Source organism: Bacillus cereus group sp. MYBK245-2 (assembly GCF_051916145.1).
GTDB lineage: Bacteria > Bacillota > Bacilli > Bacillales > Bacillaceae_G > Bacillus_A > Bacillus_A pacificus.
Window position 1 is genome coordinate 343,522 of the sequence record NZ_JBQAGB010000002.1, and the last position, 23,249, is coordinate 366,770.

Sequence of the window (23,249 nt, forward strand, 5' to 3'; positions counted from 1 at the left end):
ATGGAGGATCTATCAATAAAGGTAGTGGAGCAAAAAAACACACATATACAAAAAAATATAAAAAGAAAAAGAAATTAGATTATATATGGGCATATGTCATGATTGCCCCAACTATGCTAGGGTTATTCATTTTTTATATGTGGCCAATTTTGCAAAATATTTATTTTAGTTTTACAGCGTGGGATGCGTTTGGTAGCTATGAATGGATTGGATTAGAAAACTATAAAAAGATGTTTACTGATCAAGATTTAGGAAAGGCTTTTCAAAATACATTTATTTATATCGTGCTTACTGTTCCAATCAGTATATTTTTATCCATCATATTAGCGGTGCTATTAAATCAAAACATTAAAGGGAAATCCCTGTATAGAACATTATATTTTTTACCTGTTATTACAATGCCTGCTGCAATCGCGATGGTATGGAAATGGATCTATAATTCTGACTATGGGTTACTCAATTACATGTTATCATGCTTTGGAATTGATGGTCCTAATTGGCTTACCAACCCTAACATTGCATTATATTCAATTATTATAGTTGCGATTTGGGGTGGGATAGGATATAACATGGTTATTTTTCTATCTGGTCTCCAAAACATCCCTAAAACATACTATGAAGCAGCAATTATGGATGGAGCCCGGCCAATTACAATTTTCTTTAAGATTACATTGCCACTTTTATCGCCAGTTATTTTCTTTGTAACGATTATGTCTTTAATTGGGGCATTTCAAGTATTCGATCTCATCTTTATGATGATTGGTAGAACAAGTAATGTAATTGAAAATACACAATCTATTGTTTATTTATTTTATCAAAATGCCTTTATTTTGAATGAAAAAGGATATTCGGCAGCCATAGCAGTTATATTATTAATTATTATATTAATCATTACAGCGATTCAAATGATATTACAGAAAAAGTGGGTGCATTATGATGAATAAAAGAGTAGGTGCAGTCAATAAAAATAAAATTATGATTCATACAATACTTATCATAGGTGCCTTATTAACCATTGGTCCTTTTATTTGGATGATATTAACGTCTCTAAAGACTTATGCAGAATCTGTTCAAGTTTCACCAGTTATTATCCCATCTCAATTTATGTGGAGTAACTATACGGAAATATTCAACTTATTACCATTTTTAAAATTTATGATGAATACTGTAATTGTTACAATAGCTAGAACGATTGGGCAGTTGTTTTTATGCTCATTAGCAGCTTATGCTTTTGCTAGAATACAATTTCCAGGTAGAAATGTACTGTTTTTACTAACTCTTTCCGTCCTAATGGTTCCAGCTCAAGTGTTTTTGCTTCCACAATATTTAATTATGGTAAAACTGGATTGGTTGAATACATTACAAGCGGTAATTGTACCTGGGTTATTTAGTGCATTTGGTACCTTTTTATTGCGTCAGTTTTTTATGGGCGTTCCAAAGGAACTAGAAGAAGCGGCGAGATTAGATGGTTGCAATCACTTCCAAATTTATTGGTATGTTATGCTGCCTCTTGCGAAACCAGGTTTAATTGCACTTGGTATATTTACAACACTCTGGTCTTGGAATGAATTGATGTGGCCGATGATTGTAAATAATTCACCAGATATGATGACATTATCAGTTGGTTTATCTTCACTACAAGGGCAATATGCAACAAACTATCCTGTACTAATGGCGGGATCATTTTTAGCGATTTTACCAATGTTGTTATTGTTTATTTTTTTACAAAAACAATTTATTGAAGGAATTACAATTACAGGTGGAAAATAAGAATAATAGAATAGGAGAGGATATGTATGATTACGGCGGCATTAATTGGGGCAGGAAGTCGTGGAATGTACGCTTATGCTTCTTACGCGTTAGAACATCCAACAGAGATAACTTTTGTTGCGGTTGCAGAATTGGATAATGCAAAAAGACAGAAATTCTCTGAAATGCATAACGTTTCGGAAGATATGCAATTTGAAACATGGGAAGAGTTATTAGCGAAAGAAAAGCTTTGTGATGTATTGCTTATTTGTTCGCCCGACCGGTTTCATTATAAACCTGTAATGCAAGCGATTGAGAAGGGATACAAAATTTTATTAGAAAAACCAATGTCACCAAGTCCTAAAGAGACATTGGAAATTGCAGAGGCTGCCACGAGATATAACGTGTTATTAACAGTATGTCACGTGTTAAGGTATGCACCATTCTATAGGACTTTAAAAGAAATTGTTGATCAAAAGAAGATAGGGGATATCGTTTCAATTCAATGGAATGAAAATGTCGGTCATTGGCATCAAGCACATAGTTTTGTAAGAGGGAATTGGCGTAATAAGTCTGAATCAAGTTCAATGATTTTGCAAAAATGTTGTCATGATATGGATGTGCTACAATGGCTTGTGGGTGCAGAGTGTGAAAAGATTTCATCTTTTGGAAGTTTGACTCATTTTAAATCCGAACATGCACCTAAGGGTTCGACGTTACGTTGTACAGATGGTTGTGAAGTTGAGGGAAACTGCCAATATTCTGCTTTAAAATGGTATTTACATGAGAGAGATGAATGGCCAGCGAATGTAGTTTCTATTGATACAAGCATTGAAAATAGACTGGAGGCACTAAAAAAGGGACCTTATGGGCGTTGTGTGTACCATTGTGACAATGATGTTGTGGATCATCAAGTAGTAAATTTGCTGTTTGATAATGATGTAACAGTTGCTTTTACAATGTCTGCATTTACAAAAGAGTGTTGCCGTACGTTTAAAATTATGGGAACACATGGTGAAATTCATGGTCATGATGTATTAAATGAATTGAAGGTCAAATATTTTTCAGGTGAAGTTGAAACGATTTACCCAAAAAAAATAGAAGGTGGACATATGGGAGCAGATAATGCAATTATGACTGATTTTATCGAAAAGGTAAAAAGCAATAAAACAGAAAGTTTAACGTCTGCAATGATTTCGGCAAATAGTCATTTGATTGCATTTGCTGCTGAAAGATCAAGAATAACGGGTGAAACAGTAAATCTTAAGCAATATGTGACAGAGTTACAACAATCGATGAATCTAGCAAAGTAAGAAAAGTGCATATAAAGAAACAAATTAAATATACGATTCAAGTAAATTTTAACAGATAGAATAAGCTTATCTTTCTCTGTGAGAAAGTAATGGTAATTCCTATTTTCATTCGATATAATAGCCATAAACTGGTCATAACAACTTTATAGATGAGGGAGTAAAACATGATTGCAAAAGATAATCGAACACCATTATACTACCAACTAATGGATATTATTGTGGAGCAAATTGAAACTGGGAATTTACAAGAACATGATAAGCTTCCATCAGAACGTGAACTATGCGAGATTCATGATGTAAGTAGAACAACAGTAAGGCAGACGATGCAAGAATTAGAAAAAGAAGGATATATTTATAAAAAACATGGTAAAGGGAGTTTTGTCTCACCTCGTGTATTTAATCAAAGTCTTGTCCGTTTTTATAGTTTCACAGAAGAAATGAAAAAATTTGGAAAGGTTCCATCATCAACAGTCGTATCATTTTCCATAATTCATTGCGATAAAAAAATATCGAAAATTATGAATCTTAACAATGGAGAAGAGGTATATCAAATTACGAGATTAAGGTTAGCTGATAAAGAACCCATGCTATTTGAAACATCTTATATTCCTGTAAAGTTCTTTCCATATTTAACGAAGAAAGAATTAGAAGAAACACCAATGTACGAGATTTTCCGTACAAAATACCAAGTTCATATCACACGTGCGGTGGAAAGTTTCAAAGCGATTGCAGCAGAAAAAGAGCATGCAACATGGCTACAAGTTGAAAAGAATGAACCATCTTTATCTCTAGAACGTATTGCATATGCGAAAGAAAATATAATTGAATACACACAGACCATTGCAAGAGGAGATAAATTTACTTACACAGTTGAATTACAATAAGTATAGTTATACTTATTGTAATTCAACTGGTAATGATGACGTGATAAGATGTGGACTAATATTAAGGGGGTTCTGAAATGTTATTACATGCAAATGATGAAATAAGAGAAACATATGGAGCGTGTTTTACAGCGAAAGAAATTGCACAACAGCCAGATCTTTGGGAGCAAGTATATTTGAATTTTCAAAGCAAACATCATGAAATTATAGACTTCTTTTCACGTATTTCAAGAGATCATGAACAAGTGAGGGTTATTTTCACTGGTGCAGGGACATCTGCTTTTGTTGGAGACACAATTGTTCCATATGTAAAAAGGATTACGGATTTAAAGAAAATGCATATTGAAAGCATTCCAACAACAAATATAGTCTCAAGTCCTTATTACTATCTTCAGCCAGACATCCCAACAATTTTAGTGTCTTTTGCTCGCTCAGGCAATAGTCCAGAAAGTGTAGCGGCAGCGCAATTAGGAGAACAAATTATTCATTCAGTTTATCATATTATTTTAACATGTAATGAAGAAGGAAATTTAGCGAAGCAATTTCAGCATAAAGAGAACGCTTTTGTTATGTATATGCCACAGGAGGCAAACGATCAAGGGTTTGCAATGACAGGAAGTTTTACCTCTATGATGTTAACTGCACTTATGTTATGTAACTATAATCAGACCCATCTTTTAGAACCTAGCATTATGGATATTGTAAGATTAGGAAAAGATGTAATCAAAAAACAAGAACAGGAAATTCAACGAATTGCAGAAAAAGAATTTCGTAAAATTGTATTTTTAGGATCAGGCGTATTCGAGGGACTTTCTCGAGAGGCTGCTTTAAAATTTTTAGAGTTAACTGCTGGTCGTATCCCAGTTACGTTTGACACAACACTTGGGTTTAGGCATGGACCGAAATCAATTTTAGATAAGGATACAGTTGTTGTATTATTTTTATCTAATGATGAGTATACGAAAAAATATGATCTTGATTTATTAAAAGAGCTTTTTCAAGAGAAAGAAAGAAGCGAGATTATTGTTATAGCACATCAAGATAATCAGGAAGCAAGGCGAAATTCAAATACGTTTTTATGCAATGACGGACGCAATCTGAAAGATGACATGTATATTACGTTTATTTATATATTATACGGACAAATTTTAGCGTTATATAAATCTATTGCATTAGGGATTACTCCAGATAACCCTTGTCCAAGTGGAAGTGTAAATCGTATCGTTCGAGGGGTAACAGTACATCCTTATAAAGGAAAGGAATAGCAATTTATGAACTACTATGTCAAAGCATCTATGTATCTACTAGAAGATGGTGTTCGTGAGGGTGGATATTTACATATTGTAAATGGCTACTTTCTAAAACATGTTGAAGAAATAGTAGACGGAGCGTTAGTAATGGATTTTGAAGGAAGTATTATTTCTCCAGGATTTGTGGATACACATATTCACGGTGTAGCGGGACATGATGTAATGGATAGCACACATGAATCGTTAAACAATATTTCTATTATGTTATTGGAAAATGGTGTTACGAGTTTTTTACCTACAACATTAACTGATTCTTCGGAAAATATAATGAAAGCTTTAAAAAATATAGCTCATGCAAAAAAAAGAGGAGTGGATGGGGCCAATATTATTGGAGCTTTTCTGGAGGGACCTTGTTTTACGGAGGTCTATAAAGGTGCACAAAACTCTAAATATTTTATTGATCCAACCATTGAAATGTTAGAGGAGTGGATTGTTGCATCAGAAGGGACAATTAAAAAAATTGCCATGGCACCAGAGAGGAAAGGTGCTATTGCGTGTATACATCATGCTGTGAAAAAGAATATTCATGTAGCAATTGGGCATACGAATGCAAACTATGAGATATGCCAGAATGCGATTCAAGCAGGAGCGACGATTTTTGTGCATACGTTTAATGGAATGAAAGGATTACATCACCGTGAACCTGGCGTTGTTGGAGCGGTACTCTCAACTGAGCATGTGTATGGTGAAATCATTGTAGATGGACATCATGTACATCCAAGCGTAGTGAATATTTTATATAAATGTAAAGGATACGACAAAACTTGTTTAGTTAGTGACTGTATGCGAGCGGGCTTATTAGGGGATGGCACATATAATTTAGGAGAATTTGTTGTCCAAGTGCAAGACGGCATTGCCCGAACAGAGGCGGGTTCTTTAGCAGGAAGTACACTTCGATTTATTGATGGTGTGAAGAATATAGAGAAATGGACAAATGCATCGTTATGGGAATGTGTTCATATGGGATCGTTAATTCCTGCTAAAAGTATTGGAGTTGATAATGAAATTGGAAGTATAGCACCAGGGAAAAGAGCTGATTTTCTTATATTAACAGAGGATTTAGATCTTATAGGAACAGTTGTAGGGGGAGAAATGAAATATAAAAAGAATAAAGAGAGGATTTGAGAGTATGCTTGTTTCAACTCAATTTATACTGAGAAATGCACAAGAACAGGGTTATGCGGTTCCGGCTTTTAATATTCATAATTTAGAAACTTTAAAAGCAGTAATTGAATCCGCAGTAGAGCTTAGGTCACCTGTTATTATAGCTGCTACACCAGGCACAATAAAATATATGGGAAAAGAATATCTTTTGCATATGATTGAAGCAGCGAGAAAGCAATATGAAATACCAATTAGCCTACATTTAGATCATCATGAGGATATAAGTGATATTAAAAATTGTATTGATTCAGGAGTTCGCTCTGTTATGATTGATGCATCGCATCATCCATTTGAAGAGAATATTCAGATTGTTCGGGAAGTTTCGTTGTATGCAAAACAATATGGAGTAACAGTAGAGGCTGAATTAGGGCAATTATCAGGAATAGAAGAAGATATAAAAGTAGAAAACTCAATTTATACAGATCCTTACCAAGCGAAAGAATTTGTAGAACGCACGAATATTGACTCATTGGCAGTTGCAATTGGAACGGCACATGGACTATATAAAGGGGAACCAAAATTAGATTTACAAAGATTAATAAATATCAGAAAGCAAGTCAATATTCCTCTTGTACTACATGGGGCATCTGGATTATCAGACAGTTTAGTGCAAGAAACGATTCGTTTAGGAATTTGTAAAGTAAATATTGCAACAGAGCTAAAAATTGCATTCGGAACAGCATTACGCCATTATCTACATTCTCATCCAGAAGAAAATGATCCGCGTAAATATTTTTCAGATGCAATTATGGCGATGAAACGGGTTGTTGCAGATAAAATAAAGATGTGCAAAAGTTTAAATCGTGTGTAAGGAGATATTCTTATGATTGCGACAATTACATTGAATCCATCTGTTGATATGCGATATGAATTAGGAGAATTAAAACTAAACAAAATACATCGTACGAAAGACTATGAAAAAACTGCGGGTGGAAAAGGCATTAATGTATCGAGAGTACTTCGTTTGCTTGGAGAAGAAGTAACAGGAGCTGGGTTACTTGGTGGTAGTAATGGTGAGTTCATAAGAAAAAGATTGAAAGATTTATCAATTATTGATGAGTTTGTTTCCGTTAAAGAAGAAACTCGCAATTGTATAGCGTTAATCACAAAAAAATCTGCGTCAGCTACTGAAGTATTAGAAGCAGGACCAGCTATTTCAGAGGATGAAATAGCTCTTTTTATAAAAAAATATGAAAGGATAGTAAAAGATTTTGAGTTTATTGTTGCATCGGGAAGTTTACCTAAGGGTATTCCAAATTCATTTTATCAACAGTTGGCACAAAAGGCGGCTGAAAACGGTAAAAAATTCATATTAGATACAAGTGGAGAACCATTATTGCATGGCATACAAGGAAAACCATTTTTAATTAAACCAAACAGGCAAGAAATTTGTCAGTTGCTTCAAAAAAAACGTGTGTCACAGGAAGAAATGATTGCGGAAGCAACTAAAATCTGCGAGGGGGGCGTGCAGTATGTTTTGTTATCACTTGGAAGAGAAGGAGCGATACTTATTACGAAAGATGAAAGCATAAGGGCAATTATTTCAGAAATAAAAACAATCAATGCCGTTGGCTCAGGTGACGCAATGGTTGCAGGAATAACGTTAGCACTCGCAAAGGGGTATGGGATAAAGGATGCACTTCGTTTTTCGGTGGCGTGTGGAATGGCTAACGCAGCTGAGGAAATAACAGGTTACATACAGCTTAAAAATGTAGAGAATTTCTATAATGAAATTACAATTGTCTAAAAGTAGGAAGGGGAGAAATATGGGGAAGTACGTTGCTTGTTTTGATATTGGAGGAACTTTTATAAAATATGCAATGATTGATGAACAAGGAATGGTACATGAACAAGGGAAAATAACAACACCAGTACAAAATCAAAAGAAAGAAATTTTGTATCGCATTTGTGAAGTAATATATGAGTTTGAAAAGAGCTATAAAATTCATTCTGTAGGTGTATCATCGTGTGGGATTATTGATAATATCAAGGGGGAAGTTCTGTATTCTGCCAATATTTCGGGATATAGCGGTACAAAAATAGCAGATTACATTTATAGTGAGACAGGGTATGTGGCGAGTATTGAAAATGATGTTCGTTCAGCTTGTCTCGGTGAAATGTGGAAAGGAGTAGGGCAGGGGAAAGAACATATTGTTTTAATCACACTTGGAACCGGAATTGGTAGTGGAATCATTATAAATGGCAAAATGCTTCAGGGAGTGAAAGGATTAGCAGGAGAGCTTGGTCATATGATAATTGTTCATAATGGAGAAAAATGTAGTTGTGGCGGAGAGGGATGTTATGAGAGATATGCATCGACTTCGGCATTGATTCGTCAGTATAAAGAAGCATCAAAAATTCAAGGGCTAGAGATAGGTACAATCACAGGTGAAGAAATTATAGAACGTATGTACAGAGGAGAACGATTGGCAAAGGATGTATATGAACAGTTTCTACAGTATGTTGTTGCTGGTTTAGTAAATATTACTTATATATTTAACCCCGAATTAATTATTATTGGGGGAGGTATTACAGAGCAAGGTGAACCATTTTTGAAACAAATTCAAGAAAGGTTCCATGACAAAATAATGGATATCTATCAAAATAAGGTGGAAATCGCTTTAGCATCATTACATAATGATGCTGGTGTATATGGAGCTTGTTATGTAGCGTTGAATCAATGTGAGGAAAAGTCAATGAAGATATAATTTTAGAAGATATTTATCGAGAATAATTAACACGTAGAGCTTTTTATTTTCAAACAACCATTATCTTGTTTATATATCAGCTGATGGTTGTTTTTGTTTGAAATATTAATAGGAATATACATTTGTTGATGATGTGCTATAAAGTATGTACGGATGTGATTTATCATTTTGGTTCTCGATTTGAAGTATAAGTCAAAGGGAATAGAATTATGAAGAAATTACCAAAAGTATGGTAAGATAACATTGTCATACAACAAGGGGGATTTGTTTTATGGAAAATGGAGTTCTTGCTAAAGTAGATGTAACGAAAAGAATTGAATCGAAATCTAAGTACAATAAGAAACTTGAAAAATATCAAAGGCGCTTATTAGCGTTGCAGCAAATTGTAAAAGAAGAAAAAATTGCAGTTATGCTCGTTATGGAAGGCTGGGATGCGGCTGGAAAAGGTGGGGCGATTAAACGAGTGACGGAACACCTTGATCCGCGTGGGTTTCAAGTAAATCCAATTGGAGCACCAGCACCTCATGAAAAACGATACCATTACTTGCAACGTTTCTGGCGTAAACTTCCTCAGTACGGGCAAATTACTATTTTTGATCGCTCATGGTACGGCCGTGTGTTAGTTGAGCGGGTTGAAGGTTTTGCTACAAAGGAAGAGTGGACGAGAGCGTATGACGAGATCAACGATTTTGAAAAACTATTAACAGATGATCATTATATAATCGGGAAGTTCTTCTATCATATTAGTAAAGATGAACAGTTAAAAAGGTTTAAAGATAGAGAGAACAACCCTTTGAAAAGATGGAAAATTACAGATGAAGATTGGCGTAACCGTGAAAAATGGGACGAGTATGTTGAAGCAATGGAAGAAATGTTTGAAAAAACAAATAAGCCAAATGCGAAGTGGCAAATTATTGCGAGTAACGATAAATTATACGCTAGATTGAAAACGTTGAAAGTAATTATTTCGTTAATTGAGGATTACCTGTTAGAACATAATATAGAATTACCTTCGTATTATTATGAGATGAAAGAAGGTAAGACAGAAGATTTTAAAATGAATTAAGATGTAGTTGTAAAATAGTACAAAGTTTGTTTATGAAATATAAAGTAGAAATACCCTGTAATTTTGAACAATAAAATTACAGGGTGTTTTTTATTTAGAAACATTTTACAAATAACAGAATAAAGTATATAATCAATAATCATATTAACATTGTTAATATGATTATTGATTATATACTATGTGGGGGTCTTATTTTGAAAGGAAGAGATGTTGTTTTAGGTTTATTAATGGGAAAAGAATTGTCTGGTTATGATATTAAAATTGTGTTTGAAGATGTATTTACTCATTTCTTTGATGGAAGTTTTGGGATGATCTATCCAACGTTACGTCAGTTGGAAAAAGAGGGGAAAATAAAAAAAGAAGTTGTTATGCAAGAAGGGAAACCGAATAAGAAAATGTACTTTATTACAGATGCAGGGCGTGAAGAGTTTTATCAATACATGCAAACGGATGTAGAGAAAGATGTTTTACGTTCAGATTTTTTAATGAGGATGTATTTCGGTAATTACAGCGATGGTCAGGCGATAAAAAAATGGATTAAGGACGAAATTGAAAGGAAAGAAGCATACATTGCGGATCTACGTCTGAAATATGAAAAGTGGAGAGAAGGTATTACTTTTGTTGAGGAAATTTCACTTGATGTAGGAATCGCATCGTATAGTGCTCAAGTAGAGACTTTGAAAAGAAAACTAGAGCAACTAGAAGCAAAAGAACACAATAAAATGGAAGAGTGAAAAAACGTTCATAATAAATAAAGGGGTAGAAGAACATGGAACAATCAAAGGGTATTAAGATTGTCTTTTTAATGTGCTTAGGTATATTTCTTTGTATGATTGATACAACAATCATGAATATAGCTTTACCAGCGATACAAACGAGTGTAAATACTTCATTAGAAAAGATGTCTTGGGTATTAAATGTTTATACAATGACAATAGCTGTACTCGCTATTCCGCTAGGACGGATAGCTGATATTTTTGGGAAAGCAAAGATGTATATTGTTGGTTTGATAATTTTTGGTGGTGGATCAGTACTTTGTGCTTTTGCTAATACGGGCGATTTTCTTATCTTTTCTCGCTTTATACAAAGTGTAGGTGCAGCGATTTTATTTCCAACTAGTATGGTAATTGGCGTATCAGCTATGCCATTAGCAAAGAGGCATGTTGCACTTGCGATTTTGGGAGTAACACAGGGACTATCAGCTGCGATGGGTCCAGTAATAGGTGGAATTATTACACAAAATTTCGGTTGGAGATGGGTGTTCTTCGTAAATGTTCCAATTTGTATTCTTGGAATCATTTTATGCTGCATTATGTTACAAATAAAAAATGAAGAACGTATTATCTCAAAAATAGATTGGGTAGGACTACTATTAAGTAGCTTAGCAATTTTTTCTTTTACTCTCATATTAGTAAAAGGAAATACATGGGGATGGCAAAGTAATATAGCCTTGTCTTGTTATGCAATTAGCACTATTTCTCTTATTCTATTTGTTCTAGTGGAACGAAAGGTTCATAATCCAATGGTGAATTTAAATTTATTTCAAGATCGAATGTTTGTTGGAGCATCTATCGTTGTTATATTAAGTAATGTATTTTTAATTGGAGTTACTGTATTGCTTCCGACGTTCTTGACGAAAATACAAGGTCGAACGGAAATTGAAGCAGCTTTTTTAGTGACACCTATTTCAGCAATGATATTTTTTGTCTCACCAGCTGCAGCAACTTTAATTAAAAAACTCGGAAAAGTAACTATTATTTTATCAGGCTTTCTTGTGATGGGCTTATCTTATTATTGGTTGAAAATGATTGATGTTAATTCAACAAATATAGAAATTATTATTCCATGTATGATATTGGGTGTTGGGTATGGTTTAGTAGTAGGTCCAATTACAGTTTTAAGTGCTTCTTCGTTTGAAGGGGAATTATTAACTGCTTCTCAAAGTGTCGTGTCAATGTTGCGGCAAGTAGGTATTGTTTTAGCGGTCGCAATATTTGTATCTAACTTAACTCACAACTTAACTGTAAATAAAGAGAATGTATATCGTTATGCAGAAGAAAAGGTGCGTAATATTCATGTAGGTAATGCTCAGCAAGCGGAGATATTACAAATGACAAAAGAAAAAATAGAGAATCAAAGTATAGAAACGAATGTAGAAAAGCATCAAAATGAAAAATTTGTAGGGTTACATAAAGAGAAAAAAGACGAATTAATTCACCAAAAAGTAGATGAAGTGTTAAATGCTGTTCCAGTAGAATATAGAGATATAAAAAGAGAAGAAGTTATGAATCAAGTGACAAATGAAGTTGAAAAACAAGAGGAAAGTATAAAGAAAGAAGTACTCGCATTTTCGAATGATGTAAACCATTATGCTAAGAGTCAGATGGCGATGAGTTTTACAGATTTATATAAAGCGAGTGTGCCAATTATTTTAATTTGTGCTTTAGTAAGTTTGTTATTTTCGGAAAGAAAGGTTTTGAGTAAAAAGAAAAGTGGAAGAGTAGTAGAGGAAGTGTAAAGAAAACAGGCTAATAGCAGCCTGTTTTTTGTTTTTTGATTACATATTGTGAATGGTAGAATTTTTAATATAGCATGAGAGAAGTCGAGTTTGGTTAGAAAGTTTTTTAGAATGAAAGAGAAGAATGGAAAATGGCATTGAATATGTAACGTTAAACATAGTACATTAACAAGAGGGTTTAATTTTAAAGGGAGGATGAAGAATTGTTACATAAGGCGGGGGCTTTAATAAGTAATCGTATGTATACAGAAGAGGGACAACGAAAATTATACAAAAGAACGTTAATAATCGTAAGTATTTCACAAATGTTCGGCGGAGCTGGGTTAGCTGCTGGGATTACAGTAGGTGCACTTCTTGCGCAGCAAATGCTTGGGACAGATGCATTTGCAGGTTTACCGGCTGCTATGTTTACGATGGGATCTGCGATAGCGGCTTTCTTTGTTGGGAAGTTATCGCAAAAGTATGGTCGCCGCGTAGGGCTTGCAGCGGGTTTTATAGTAGGTGGACTAGGGGCTATTGGAGTTGTATTGGCAGCTTTAATAAATAGTATTATTCTTTTACTAGTTTCTTTACTCATATATGGCGCGGGCACAGCTACAAATTTACAAGCGCGTTATGCTGGAACGGATTTAGCGAATAAGAAGCAAAGAGCAACTGCCATTAGTATTACGATGGTAATGACGACTTTTGGTGCAGTCGCAGGTCCAAATTTAATAGGTGTAATGGGAAGGTTTGCTCATTCAATTGGAATTCCTGAACTTGCTGGCCCATTCATATTATCAGCGGTGGCGTTTATACTGGCGGGTCTTGTCCTTTTTGTTATGCTACGTCCAGATCCGTTACTTATTGCTAATATGATAGAAACATATAAACAAGAGCATACATATAAAGGGCAACCAGTAACAGAAGAAGCGAAAGAAAATAAAAGAGGCATTACGGTTGGAGCTATCGTAATGATACTTACACAAATCGTGATGGTTGCAATTATGACAATGACGCCAGTTCATATGGGGCACCATGGTCATGCTTTAAGTGCAGTAGGTCTTGTAATTGGTTTTCATGTAGGTGCAATGTATCTTCCATCTCTCGTTACAGGAATATTAATTGATAAAATTGGCAGAACTACGATGAGTATAGCTGGTGGAGTAATCTTATTAGCAGCAGGTGTCATAGCTGCGATAGCGCCGAGTGATTCTTTAATACTAATAATCGTTGCTTTGTCTTTACTTGGATTAGGGTGGAACCTCGGTTTAATCAGTGGTACTGCTCAAATTGTTGATGCAACTATACCTTCCACACGTGCAAAAACACAAGGGAAGATAGATGTGTTTATTGCGTTAGCTGGAGCTTCTGGTGGAGCGATGTCAGGAATGGTAGTAGCGAATTCAAGTTATGCGGCATTGTCATTAGCTGGAGGAGTGTTAGCTTTCATGCTGATTTCTGTTGTGATATGGTCTCGAAAAGGAGAAAGAAATTAAAGAAGAGGTTCTAGTTATTGACTAGAATCTCTTTTTCATGCACTTAACTTAAATCCCACTCCACAATAAGACCTAAATGTGTAAGACCACCACCAAATCCGTACAGTAAAAGTGTGTCTCCGTTATTTAATTTCCCTTCTTTTCTAGCTAAATCTAGAGCGAGTGGAATAGAGACAGAAGATGTATTCCCCATATATTCCACGCTCGTTAATGTTTTTTGTATTGGAATTTGAGATTTTTCACAAATAGATTCAATCATGCGTAAGTTAGCGCTATGAGGAATGAGCCAGTCTATATCATCTTTTTGCATATTTGCAGTATGTAATAGTTCTTTTATACCTGCTGGCACCGTACGTGTTGCCCATTTATATACTTCTCTTCCATTTTGAACGATTTTTTCATTTGTTTGCAGTGGGGTGTCATTCATAGTAGTAGATAAGTTTGTTCTATATAGATGAATACCGCCGTGCCCATTTGTGCCCATATGATACGCGATAAAGCTTGGTTTGTTTTCATCTCTTTCTAATAAAATAGCTCCAGCACCATCGCCAAATAAAATGCAGGTCGTTCTATCGGTGTAATCAGTAACTTTTGATAATGTCTCTGTCGCTACGACAAGTACTTTTTTATGTGATCCAGAAGTAATCAAGCTATTACTGACGTGCAAGCCATATGTGAAACCAGCGCAAGTGGCATTTAAATCAAATGCCATTGTATGAGGTATGTTGAAGTATTGTTGTATTTGGCAAGCAACACTAGGGAAAACGTAATCAGCAGTAGTAGTAGCGACAATGATACAGTCGACATCTTCTAAGTTTTTCTTATATGTTGTACATAAATTTTCAACTGCTTTAATGGCTAAGTTTGAGGCGTATTCATCTTCGCTAGCGATTCTTCTTTCCTTCATTCCTGTTCTTTGTACAATCCATTCATCATTCGTATCGATCATTTTTTCTAAATCATGATTTGATAATATTTGTTCTGGAACATGAGTACCAATTGCAGTAATACGGGATTTAGAATTCATAGGAACAGCTCCTAACTTTATTTTATAACCTGATACTAATATCAGGTTATAAAAATGTCAATATAGATTTTTAGTGTATTGAACGACTTAGCTTACTATGGAGGAATTTAGCGAGTGTTGTAAAAATAATATACGAGAAGTTTCTAAAATTGATAATGAAGGGAGTTGGGCTCCTTGAAAAGAATTTTACGTATGTTGCCTTTTGTCATTATTTGTAGCTTTATTTTTATTATTTTTCCAGAGAAATCTTATGCTTGTGATTGTATTAACGTATCAGCAGAAGAGGCTTTTCAAAAAAACGATGTAGTGTTTGAGGGACAAGTAATTGAGGTTGGAAGGAAAGAAGGAGGTGGAATTGAAGTATTATTTGAAGTGAAGAAAATTTGGAAAGGGACAAATTCTTCGCAAATTATTGTATATACAAATGGTGGTGATTGTGTGTTTCATTTTGTGGAAGGAGGAGAGTACTTAATATATTCTTCTCAAAGAGGATCTGAAAAACAATTACACACAAATAGTTGTAGTGGAACGAAGAGATTAGATGAGGCAGGGGCGGACAAAGTGGCTTTACGTCAAATTGCAAAAGAGTCTGTTCCAACGAAGAAAGTGGATTTAAAAGGGGAGATGGTGAGCGGTTTCAGTTGGTGGCAAGTTGCTATCATTTCCATTTGTCTATTATTAATCATTGTTTTTGTTGTGAGAAGAACTCGCAAAAAATGACGATTAAAGTAAATATATAAAGATTTTCTTTCTGTTTCTATAGGTGGTTTAATCTTGTGAAAGCGAATTACTTATGCTACACTTTATGTAACTTAAAATGAACGGAGGGGCTTCCTTTGATCTTAATCAGATTACGTCTCAATACTTTGTGCCAATAATTGAATAGCGCTCAAAGGCTCTGTCTGTGTGCAGAGTGAACGGGATTGGTCTGCCTATTTTAAAGGAACCCTTTATTAAGCTTATATGTGAAAAAGAGGGAGGGACGAATACGCCCTCTTTTTGTTTTGCCTTTATAAATAGAATGGGATTGTATAGGTGAACACTTATTGTGGATACGCATACGATCTTGGGACTTTTTAACTATGAGATAGGATGAAAGCACAACTTTCTTCTATTTCTTTGGTGAACCCTTATCCGTTTACGAAAACACAGGCAGCGACCTGTGTTTTTTATTTTACGTAATCGAAATGGAGGAATAAATATATGGAAGAATTATTACAAAGAGCAGTTTTAGTTGGAGTAAATTTAGGTAATGAGGATGATTTTGCATATTCGATGGAAGAGCTAACGAATCTTGCAGAAGCTTGTGATGTAGAGGTAATTGGACAAGTGACGCAAAATTTACAACGTGTAAATCCATCCCATTATATTGGAAAAGGAAAGATTGAAGAAGTAGCAGCCTATGTAAATGAAGTAGGTGCGAATATGGTCATCTTTAATGACGAATTATCGCCTTCTCAAATTCGAAATTTAGAAGCAGATTTAGATTGTAAAGTAATTGACCGTACCATATTAATTTTAGACATTTTTGCGCAACGTGCGAAAACGAAAGAAGCGCAGTTGCAAGTAGAAGTGGCCCACCTTCAGTATATGATGCCTCGTTTAATTGGTCTTCGTGAGTCGTTAGGAAGACAGAGCGGCGGTGTTGGTACGAAAAATAAAGGTGTCGGTGAGAAGAAATTAGAGTTGGATCGTCGTAAAATTGAAGAACAAATTTCAGTTTTAAATAAAGATTTAGAAGCTCTTGTTGCGCAGCGTCAAACGCAGCGAAAGCAACGTAAGAAAAATGAAATTCCTGTTGTAGCATTAGTAGGTTATACGAACGCAGGAAAATCAACAACGATGAATGCGATGCTTGAAATTTATAATGGGACAGAAGAAAAACAAGTATTTGAAAAAGATATGTTATTCGCGACGTTAGAAACATCGGTGCGAAATATTGATTTACCAGATAATAAATCATTCTTATTAACAGATACAGTTGGATTTGTAAGTAAATTACCGCATCATCTTGTGAAAGCATTCCGGTCAACATTAGAAGAGGTAGCGGAAGCAGACTTACTTATTCACGTTGTAGATTATGCAAATCCAAATTATGAACAGTTAATTGATATTACAAATGAAACGTTAAAGAAAATTGGAGTAGAAAATATTCCAACAATCTATGCTTATAACAAATCAGATATGGTAGATGTTGAAATTCCGAAAGTACAAGAAGACCGTGTTTATTTATCGGCGAAGAAACATGTTGGAATAAAAGAGCTTGTCGAAATGATTCGCTCACACATTTATAAAGAGTATACGAAGTGTGAAATGTTAATTCCGTATGATCAAGGACAGGTAGTTTCTTATTTCAATACTCATGCGCACGTTCTATCTACGAGTTATGAAAACGAAGGTACGAAACTAGAAGTGGAATGTAAGACGAGCGATTACGAAAAATATAAGCGTTTTGCAATTTAAGAAAGAAGGCGATCCTAATATGTTTTAGGATCGCCTTTTTCTTATTCCGTAATAGAGGCCCACTTATAAGAATAAATTCCTGCAAATGGACGAACAACAACACCTTTTACTGTTGGACGTTCTAAATATACAAGTCCTGATTGGAAGATTGGAGCGATAGCTGCATCATCTTCAAGTAAGATTTTCTCTGCATCTTGGAACGCTTTCCAACGTGCTGGTAAGTCAGTTACTAAAGTAGAGCTCGTTTTTTCAATTAATTCGTCGTATTGTTTGTTTGAGTAACTCATCTTATTAAACGGTCCGTCTGTGACGAACATATTTAAAAATGTTGTAGGATCAGGATAATCTGGTCCCCATGTAGAAAGTGAAATTTCAAAATCACCATTTCCTTCACGATCTAAAAATGCTTTTACTGGAAGTGGTTGTAATGTGATTTTTAATCCAGGTAAGTTTTTCTCCAGTTCACCTTTTAAAAACTCACTAATTTTTTTATCGTTAGATTCATCAGTTGTTATGATTGAAAGAGAAGCGTTTTGTAAATTTGTTTCTTTTTTCGCAGTTTCCCATAGTGTTTTAGCTTCTTTCACATTTGTTTCTACTTTTACATTACTTGTACTGCGAAAATCTTTATTGTCAGGTCCTTTTACGAATCCTTTTGGAACGAATGCATTCGCAGGTATAGAACCATTGTTTAAAATCGTTGTTGCGATTCCTTGTTTATCAAAAGCAAGCGAAATAGCTTTACGAGCATTTTTGTTTGCTAATAAAGGGTTCTTTTGACTAAATCGGAAAAATGTCACAGAAGGACGTTCCATTTTCTTTAAGCTCGGATCTTTTTGATATTTATCAACAAACTCTGAATTGATCGTAATACGGTCTACTTGTTTACTTTCAAATAAATTAACAGCTGTTGAAGTATCTTTTACGATATTTACATTAATTTCATTTAATTTCACATTTTTATTATCCCAGTAGTTCCGGTTTTTTGTCATTTTGTAACTTGTATCATGTTTCCATTCACTTAATTGGAAAGGTCCGTTATAAACTACATTTGCAGCTTCAAGTCCGTAATTTTTCCCTTGTGCTTCTACAACCTTTTTGTTTTGAGGATAAAATGTTGCAAATCCCATTAAACCTAAAAAGTATGGGACAGGGTGTTCTAGCTGTACTTCTAATGTTTTATCGTCAATTGCTTTTACACCAAATGAGTCAATTGGCAATTCTTTTTTATTTATTTTTTCTGCGTTTTTAATATCGAACATAATATGTGCGTATTCAGAAGCAGTTTCTGGATTTACGGCACGTTTCCATGCATATTCAAAATCATGAGCAGTTACTGGATCGCCATTTGACCATTTTGAATCGTGTAATGTAAATGTATATGTTTTTCCGTCTTCGCTCAGTTTGTATGATTCAGCTGCTGCAGGAACAGGTTTATTATCAGGCCCAGGCATATATAATCCTTCCATTACGTTGTTTAATGCAGCGTAAGAAAATCCATCGGTTGCGATAGATGAATCAAGTGTAGAAATTTCCCCAGCTTCTACAATGTTTAATACTTGTTTTGAAGATTCTTTTTTCTTTTCTCCAGTAGTTGTTGCCTCTTGTTTTTGACCACATGCTGTTAAAAACATAGATAATGTGATTGAGAGTGCAACGATTCCCTTTGTTTTTTTCTTCATAGTTGTCATCCTTTCCTTCATCTCTGCCTTAGTATAAGAGAAAATATAGAAAATTTCTATAAATAAATCCGATAAAACGTATAGAAAAAATATATTATGTAAGAAGTGATATTTCTGGAAAAAGAAATGAAACCAGTATAGAATAGAAATGTTTCAAAAGTCAGAATTTATTACACCTACTGTAATAAATATATATATTTTACAGAAAGGAGAGATTCACATATGCAGGCAGTTTCGCAAAAAAACAGAGTAGAAACACCGACAATATATCGAATATTATTTGCGATTAGTTTCGGTCATTTTTTAAATGATTCGATGCAAGCAGTTGTGCCCGCGTTGTTTCCTATTTTGGAAAAAACGATGAATTTATCCTATATGCAAGTAGGGTGGATTGCGTTTGCGTTAAATATGACATCATCGATTATGCAACCGGTTTTTGGTATGTATTCGGATAAGAAACCGTCACCATTTTTATTACCGCTCGGAATGTTTTCGAGTATGCTTGGGATGATTGGACTCGCGTTTGCACCGAACTTTATTATTGTTATTATTTCTGTTTTATTTATCGGATTGGGTTCCGCAGTCTTTCATCCAGAAGGGGCTCGAGTTGCTTATATGGCAGCTGGTGCAAAGCGAGGTTTAGCGCAAGCAATTTATCAAGTGGGAGGAAATACAGGGAATTCTCTAGCTCCTATTTTTACAGCATTAATTTTCGTTCCACTCGGTCAAATTGGTTCTTTAGGTTTTACTGCCTTTGCGGCGGTAGGAATTGTATTATTAATTTTCGTATCAAATTGGTATAGGAATGAATTAGCAACTGGTGCTGTGAGAAGAAAAAAGAGGGCTGCGCTTGAGGCGGAAAATGCGATTGTCAGTACACATATTAAATTTGTTATTTTACTTCTTGTGTTTCTTACTTTTGTACGATCTTGGTACGGTGCTGGTATCGGGAATTTTTATCAATTTTACTTAATTGAGCATTACGGTTTATCTATAAAAAATGCCCAGTATTTCGTATTCGCATTTATGATTGCCGGTGTGCTAGGAACTTTCTTCGGTGGACCGTTAGCAGATCGATTTGGAAAGAAAACAATTATTGTATTTTCAATGCTAGGTTCAGCGCCACTTGCACTTTTATTACCTCACGTTTCGCTCGTGTGGGTCGTACCGCTATTTTTATGTATCGGTTTTATTAGTTCAAGTAGTTTTAGTGTAATTGTTGTTTATGCACAAGAGCTTGTTCCTGGAAAAGTAGGAATGGTATCTGGATTAATTGTAGGGCTTGCGTTTGGACTCGGCGCTTTAGGATCTGTAGTCCTTGGGAAATTGGCTGATATATATAGTCTACAATTCATTATGTTACTATGTAGTTGTCTACCATTAATTGGACTCACTTCTTGGTTATTACCAAGTGATAAGAAAACGATAGAATAGGGGATGCGCTATGAAATTATGTGAAAACGTAACAGAATTAATAGGAGATACACCTGTCGTCCAATTATCTAAATTTATTCCAGAAGACGCAGCGGAGGTGTATGTAAAACTAGAAATGTTTAATCCGTCGCGCAGTGTGAAAGACCGCGCTGCTTATAATTTACTGCACGTTGCAAAAGAAAATGGTCTCATCAAACCAGGAGATACAATTATTGAACCGACAAGTGGAAATACAGGAATAGGCTTAGCAATGAATGCAGCCGCAAAAGGATATAAAGCGATTTTAATTATGCCAGATAATATGTCAAAAGAGCGTATAAATTTATTGAAAGCATACGGAGCAGAAGTAGTTTTAACACCAGCAGAACAAAGAATGCCAGGAGCAATTGCGAAGGCGTTAGAATTGCAAAAGCAAATTCCAAATAGTTTTATTCCGCAGCAATTTGAAAATCCAGCAAACCCGAATATTCACCGTTATACGACTGCACTTGAAATTTATGAACAAATGGATGGAGAGCTTGATGCTTTTGTAGCAACTGCTGGAACGGGTGGAACTATTACAGGGACTGGAGAAACGTTAAAAGAGAAACTACCAAACTTATATATCGCAGTAGTAGAACCGAAAGGATCTCCCGTACTATCGGGAGGTGTTCCAGGTCCTCATAAACTAGTAGGAACAAGTCCGGGATTTATCCCGAAAAACTTAAATACAGAAGTGTATAACGAAATTATTCAAATTGCAGACGAAGAGGCTTTAACGACAATGAGAAACTTAGCTAGACAAGAGGGATTGTTAGTTGGGCCGTCTTCAGGCGCTTCTGTTTACGCAGCGATTATGATCGCAAAACGCTTAGGCGCTGGTAAAAAAGTTTTATGTATTGCACCTGATACAGGGGAGCGGTATTTGAGTATGGGATTATTTGAATGAAAATGATAAAAACACCTTACTCGTGAAATTGTTACGAGTAAGGTGTTTGTTTTAGGTTGTAAAGAGGGGGAGAATAAAAATGAAACTATTAAAACCAACACATGAATATAGTGGAGAAATTATGGAATATAAACATGCGTTTTTACAATCAGGAGAACAACCACATGGCAGTAGTTCTTTACAAAATTTTGATTCTCTCGATGAATGGTTTGAAAAAGTGAATATACAAGAACTTGAGGAAAACTTAAAAGCTAATCGAGTACCATCTAGTCAATTTTTAAGTTTTGAAAAAGGGGAACTTATAGGTTTTGTGAATATTAGACATCGATTAAACGAAGAATTATTGCGGGAAAGTGGTCATATTGGATATAGTGTACATCCAAATAAACGTCGTCAAGGTTACGCGACAAAACAATTGAAACTCGCATTATATGAAGCGCAAAAGTTAGGGTTGCAGAAAGTGTTAATAACTTGCGATAAAGCTAATATTGCTTCGGCTAAAACGATTCAAAAGGTTGGCGGTGTGCTAGAAAATGAAGTAGTTTCTTCTCATACTGGGGAAATTGTTCAGCGTTATTGGGTAGAAATATGATTTAGTGGAACATTGAAAAGGGAGTGCAATGCATAATATCGAAATAGATAAATGAAAAGTTAAATGTGTACTGCAATTATAGGGGGAAATGAAGTGGAATTAAAAGAGAAAGCAATAGAAATGTCGGAGGTTTATAGGCAAAATCCGAAAGTGGAGGCTATTATTTTAGCTGGTTCAGTAGCTAGAAAGCTAGAAGATGAACATTCAGATATAGAACTACATATTTTATGGTCAATGCCACCAAAGGATGAGGATCGTAAAGGGCCTATTAACTATATTGGTGGAACAATTTTGTCATACCATCCTTACGAGGAAGAAGAATGGTCAGAAACATATTTGACGAAAGAAGGAATTAAATTAGAGATTAGTAACTTTTTAACAGAAACAGTAGAGAAAGTTATTGAGGATGTGGTGGTTCAATATGATATAAGTTATGAAAAACAATGTATCGTATCATCCATTCATGATGGTGCTAGTTTGTATGGAGAAGAGAAAGTACATGAATTAAAAGATAGGGTGTTGGCATATCCAGAAGACCTAGCGAAACGGATGATTTCAGAAAATCTTTGGTTAAGCAATCGCTGGCATAATCGAGAGGCTCTTTTAAAGCGAAAAGATTGGCTTATGCTATATGATGTTATTTGTGAAGCGCAAAGAAATATATTTGGGGTCTTATTTGGTTTGAATAAAATGTATGTACATCACCCAGCGTTTAAATGGATGCCATATAATGTGGAACGAATGATTATTAAGCCTGAAAACTTATATGAGCGTATGACGAATACGTTAATAGGGAAACCGGAGTATAGTATACAGGAGTTAGGAGTGTTAATCGAGGAGCTATTACAGTTAGTAGAACACCATGCTCCGGAATTACATATTGCTGAACAGCAAAAGCGTATTCAATATGCGAAATAAAAAACAAAGAGATGT

21 protein-coding genes are annotated in these 23,249 nt (G+C 34.9%); 19 read left to right on the top strand and 2 right to left on the bottom strand.

Annotation, left to right across the window (positions count from 1 at the left end; genetic code table 11):
• Nucleotides 1-11 precede the first annotated feature (11 nt).
• The 13 genes from ACTFRN_RS06620 (at nucleotide 12) to ACTFRN_RS06680 (ending at nucleotide 14,190) form a co-directional block, all read left to right on the top strand.
• On the top strand, nucleotides 12-944 hold the full coding sequence (locus ACTFRN_RS06620) for a carbohydrate ABC transporter permease (RefSeq protein WP_088106604.1): 933 nt from the start codon (nucleotides 12-14) through the stop codon (nucleotides 942-944).
• The gene (locus ACTFRN_RS06625) at nucleotides 937-1,770 is read left to right on the top strand and encodes a carbohydrate ABC transporter permease (protein WP_002163696.1); all 834 of its coding nucleotides are present in this window, start codon (nucleotides 937-939) and stop codon (nucleotides 1,768-1,770) included. The genes ACTFRN_RS06620 and ACTFRN_RS06625 overlap by 8 nt, the downstream gene beginning before the upstream one ends.
• A 26-nt stretch (nucleotides 1,771-1,796) precedes the next feature.
• The gene (locus ACTFRN_RS06630) at nucleotides 1,797-3,062 is read left to right on the top strand and encodes a Gfo/Idh/MocA family protein (protein ID WP_088106605.1); all 1,266 of its coding nucleotides are present in this window, start codon (nucleotides 1,797-1,799) and stop codon (nucleotides 3,060-3,062) included.
• Nucleotides 3,063-3,226: 164 nt separating this feature from the next.
• Nucleotides 3,227-3,946, top strand: a complete 720-nt coding sequence (locus ACTFRN_RS06635; protein WP_000560690.1) for a GntR family transcriptional regulator — start codon at nucleotides 3,227-3,229, stop codon at nucleotides 3,944-3,946.
• 77 nt (nucleotides 3,947-4,023) lie between these two features.
• Nucleotides 4,024-5,211, top strand: a complete 1,188-nt coding sequence (locus ACTFRN_RS06640) for an SIS domain-containing protein (protein WP_000924262.1) — start codon at nucleotides 4,024-4,026, stop codon at nucleotides 5,209-5,211.
• Between the two features lie 6 nt (nucleotides 5,212-5,217).
• Nucleotides 5,218-6,381, top strand: coding sequence for an N-acetylglucosamine-6-phosphate deacetylase (gene nagA, locus ACTFRN_RS06645; RefSeq protein WP_001110427.1), 1,164 nt, complete (start codon nucleotides 5,218-5,220; stop codon nucleotides 6,379-6,381).
• A gap of 4 nt (nucleotides 6,382-6,385) precedes the next feature.
• Nucleotides 6,386-7,231 (top strand): tagatose-bisphosphate aldolase subunit GatY, encoded by an 846-nt coding sequence (locus ACTFRN_RS06650; RefSeq protein WP_000961490.1) that lies wholly within the window; start codon nucleotides 6,386-6,388, stop codon nucleotides 7,229-7,231.
• A 12-nt stretch (nucleotides 7,232-7,243) separates the two neighbouring features.
• On the top strand, nucleotides 7,244-8,167 hold the full coding sequence (gene pfkB / locus ACTFRN_RS06655) for a 1-phosphofructokinase (protein WP_000562120.1): 924 nt from the start codon (nucleotides 7,244-7,246) through the stop codon (nucleotides 8,165-8,167).
• A gap of 19 nt (nucleotides 8,168-8,186) precedes the next feature.
• The gene (locus tag ACTFRN_RS06660; RefSeq protein WP_014893853.1) at nucleotides 8,187-9,128 is read left to right on the top strand and encodes an ROK family protein; all 942 of its coding nucleotides are present in this window, start codon (nucleotides 8,187-8,189) and stop codon (nucleotides 9,126-9,128) included.
• Between the two features lie 271 nt (nucleotides 9,129-9,399).
• Nucleotides 9,400-10,194 carry a polyphosphate kinase 2 family protein gene (locus tag ACTFRN_RS06665; RefSeq protein WP_000427391.1) on the top strand — a complete coding sequence of 265 codons (795 nt, stop codon included), beginning with the start codon at nucleotides 9,400-9,402 and terminating at the stop codon, nucleotides 10,192-10,194.
• A gap of 194 nt (nucleotides 10,195-10,388) precedes the next feature.
• Nucleotides 10,389-10,928, top strand: coding sequence for a PadR family transcriptional regulator (locus tag ACTFRN_RS06670; RefSeq protein ID WP_000678338.1), 540 nt, complete (start codon nucleotides 10,389-10,391; stop codon nucleotides 10,926-10,928).
• Between the two features lie 35 nt (nucleotides 10,929-10,963).
• Complete coding sequence (locus tag ACTFRN_RS06675; RefSeq protein ID WP_088106606.1) at nucleotides 10,964-12,712, top strand: MFS transporter; 1,749 nt, start codon at nucleotides 10,964-10,966, stop codon at nucleotides 12,710-12,712.
• Nucleotides 12,713-12,951: 239 nt separating this feature from the next.
• Nucleotides 12,952-14,190: an MFS transporter gene (locus tag ACTFRN_RS06680; RefSeq protein ID WP_208735883.1), complete on the top strand. Its 1,239-nt coding sequence runs from the start codon at nucleotides 12,952-12,954 to the stop codon at nucleotides 14,188-14,190.
• A 43-nt stretch (nucleotides 14,191-14,233) separates the two neighbouring features.
• On the opposite strand, the gene ACTFRN_RS06685 is transcribed toward ACTFRN_RS06680, so the two are convergent.
• A complete protein-coding gene (locus tag ACTFRN_RS06685; protein ID WP_074568338.1) occupies nucleotides 14,234-15,217 on the bottom strand; it encodes a ketoacyl-ACP synthase III in 984 nt (327 codons plus the stop codon).
• Nucleotides 15,218-15,391: 174 nt separating this feature from the next.
• Here ACTFRN_RS06685 and ACTFRN_RS06690 point away from each other — a divergent pair, with 174 nt between their 5' ends.
• Both ACTFRN_RS06690 and hflX read left to right on the top strand, forming a co-directional pair.
• Entirely contained in the window at nucleotides 15,392-15,937 is a 546-nt protein-coding gene (locus ACTFRN_RS06690) for a hypothetical protein (RefSeq protein WP_000821911.1), read from the top strand.
• Nucleotides 15,938-16,420: 483 nt separating this feature from the next.
• Nucleotides 16,421-17,680 carry a GTPase HflX gene (hflX, locus tag ACTFRN_RS06695; protein WP_000391886.1) on the top strand — a complete coding sequence of 420 codons (1,260 nt, stop codon included), beginning with the start codon at nucleotides 16,421-16,423 and terminating at the stop codon, nucleotides 17,678-17,680.
• A gap of 41 nt (nucleotides 17,681-17,721) precedes the next feature.
• On the opposite strand, the gene ACTFRN_RS06700 is transcribed toward hflX, so the two are convergent.
• On the bottom strand, nucleotides 17,722-19,362 hold the full coding sequence (locus tag ACTFRN_RS06700) for a peptide ABC transporter substrate-binding protein (protein ID WP_000730646.1): 1,641 nt from the start codon (nucleotides 19,360-19,362) through the stop codon (nucleotides 17,722-17,724).
• 222 nt (nucleotides 19,363-19,584) lie between these two features.
• On the opposite strand from ACTFRN_RS06700, the gene ACTFRN_RS06705 reads away from it, so the two are divergent.
• The 4 genes from ACTFRN_RS06705 (at nucleotide 19,585) to ACTFRN_RS06720 (ending at nucleotide 23,234) form a co-directional block, all read left to right on the top strand.
• Nucleotides 19,585-20,796: an MFS transporter gene (locus ACTFRN_RS06705; RefSeq protein ID WP_001149406.1), complete on the top strand. Its 1,212-nt coding sequence runs from the start codon at nucleotides 19,585-19,587 to the stop codon at nucleotides 20,794-20,796.
• Between the two features lie 10 nt (nucleotides 20,797-20,806).
• On the top strand, nucleotides 20,807-21,724 hold the full coding sequence (gene cysK / locus ACTFRN_RS06710; protein ID WP_074568340.1) for a cysteine synthase A: 918 nt from the start codon (nucleotides 20,807-20,809) through the stop codon (nucleotides 21,722-21,724).
• A gap of 79 nt (nucleotides 21,725-21,803) precedes the next feature.
• Nucleotides 21,804-22,316, top strand: coding sequence for a GNAT family N-acetyltransferase (locus ACTFRN_RS06715; RefSeq protein ID WP_088106607.1), 513 nt, complete (start codon nucleotides 21,804-21,806; stop codon nucleotides 22,314-22,316).
• A gap of 93 nt (nucleotides 22,317-22,409) precedes the next feature.
• A complete protein-coding gene (locus tag ACTFRN_RS06720) occupies nucleotides 22,410-23,234 on the top strand; it encodes a DUF4037 domain-containing protein (protein ID WP_088106608.1) in 825 nt (274 codons plus the stop codon).
• The last annotated feature ends 15 nt before the right edge of the window (nucleotides 23,235-23,249 follow it).

Coding starts and splice junctions, on each gene's coding strand:
- ACTFRN_RS06625 (WP_002163696.1), top strand. CDS start 937: ATGAATAAAAGAGTAGGTGCAGTCAATAAAAATAAAATTATGATTCAT.
- ACTFRN_RS06630 (WP_088106605.1), top strand. CDS start 1,797: ATGATTACGGCGGCATTAATTGGGGCAGGAAGTCGTGGAATGTACGCT.
- ACTFRN_RS06635 (WP_000560690.1), top strand. CDS start 3,227: ATGATTGCAAAAGATAATCGAACACCATTATACTACCAACTAATGGAT.
- ACTFRN_RS06640 (WP_000924262.1), top strand. CDS start 4,024: ATGTTATTACATGCAAATGATGAAATAAGAGAAACATATGGAGCGTGT.
- nagA (WP_001110427.1), top strand. CDS start 5,218: ATGAACTACTATGTCAAAGCATCTATGTATCTACTAGAAGATGGTGTT.
- ACTFRN_RS06650 (WP_000961490.1), top strand. CDS start 6,386: ATGCTTGTTTCAACTCAATTTATACTGAGAAATGCACAAGAACAGGGT.
- pfkB (WP_000562120.1), top strand. CDS start 7,244: ATGATTGCGACAATTACATTGAATCCATCTGTTGATATGCGATATGAA.
- ACTFRN_RS06660 (WP_014893853.1), top strand. CDS start 8,187: ATGGGGAAGTACGTTGCTTGTTTTGATATTGGAGGAACTTTTATAAAA.
- ACTFRN_RS06665 (WP_000427391.1), top strand. CDS start 9,400: ATGGAAAATGGAGTTCTTGCTAAAGTAGATGTAACGAAAAGAATTGAA.
- ACTFRN_RS06675 (WP_088106606.1), top strand. CDS start 10,964: ATGGAACAATCAAAGGGTATTAAGATTGTCTTTTTAATGTGCTTAGGT.
- ACTFRN_RS06680 (WP_208735883.1), top strand. CDS start 12,952: ATGTATACAGAAGAGGGACAACGAAAATTATACAAAAGAACGTTAATA.
- ACTFRN_RS06685 (WP_074568338.1), bottom strand. CDS start 15,217: ATGAATTCTAAATCCCGTATTACTGCAATTGGTACTCATGTTCCAGAA.
- hflX (WP_000391886.1), top strand. CDS start 16,421: ATGGAAGAATTATTACAAAGAGCAGTTTTAGTTGGAGTAAATTTAGGT.
- ACTFRN_RS06700 (WP_000730646.1), bottom strand. CDS start 19,362: ATGAAGAAAAAAACAAAGGGAATCGTTGCACTCTCAATCACATTATCT.
- ACTFRN_RS06705 (WP_001149406.1), top strand. CDS start 19,585: ATGCAGGCAGTTTCGCAAAAAAACAGAGTAGAAACACCGACAATATAT.
- cysK (WP_074568340.1), top strand. CDS start 20,807: ATGAAATTATGTGAAAACGTAACAGAATTAATAGGAGATACACCTGTC.
- ACTFRN_RS06715 (WP_088106607.1), top strand. CDS start 21,804: ATGAAACTATTAAAACCAACACATGAATATAGTGGAGAAATTATGGAA.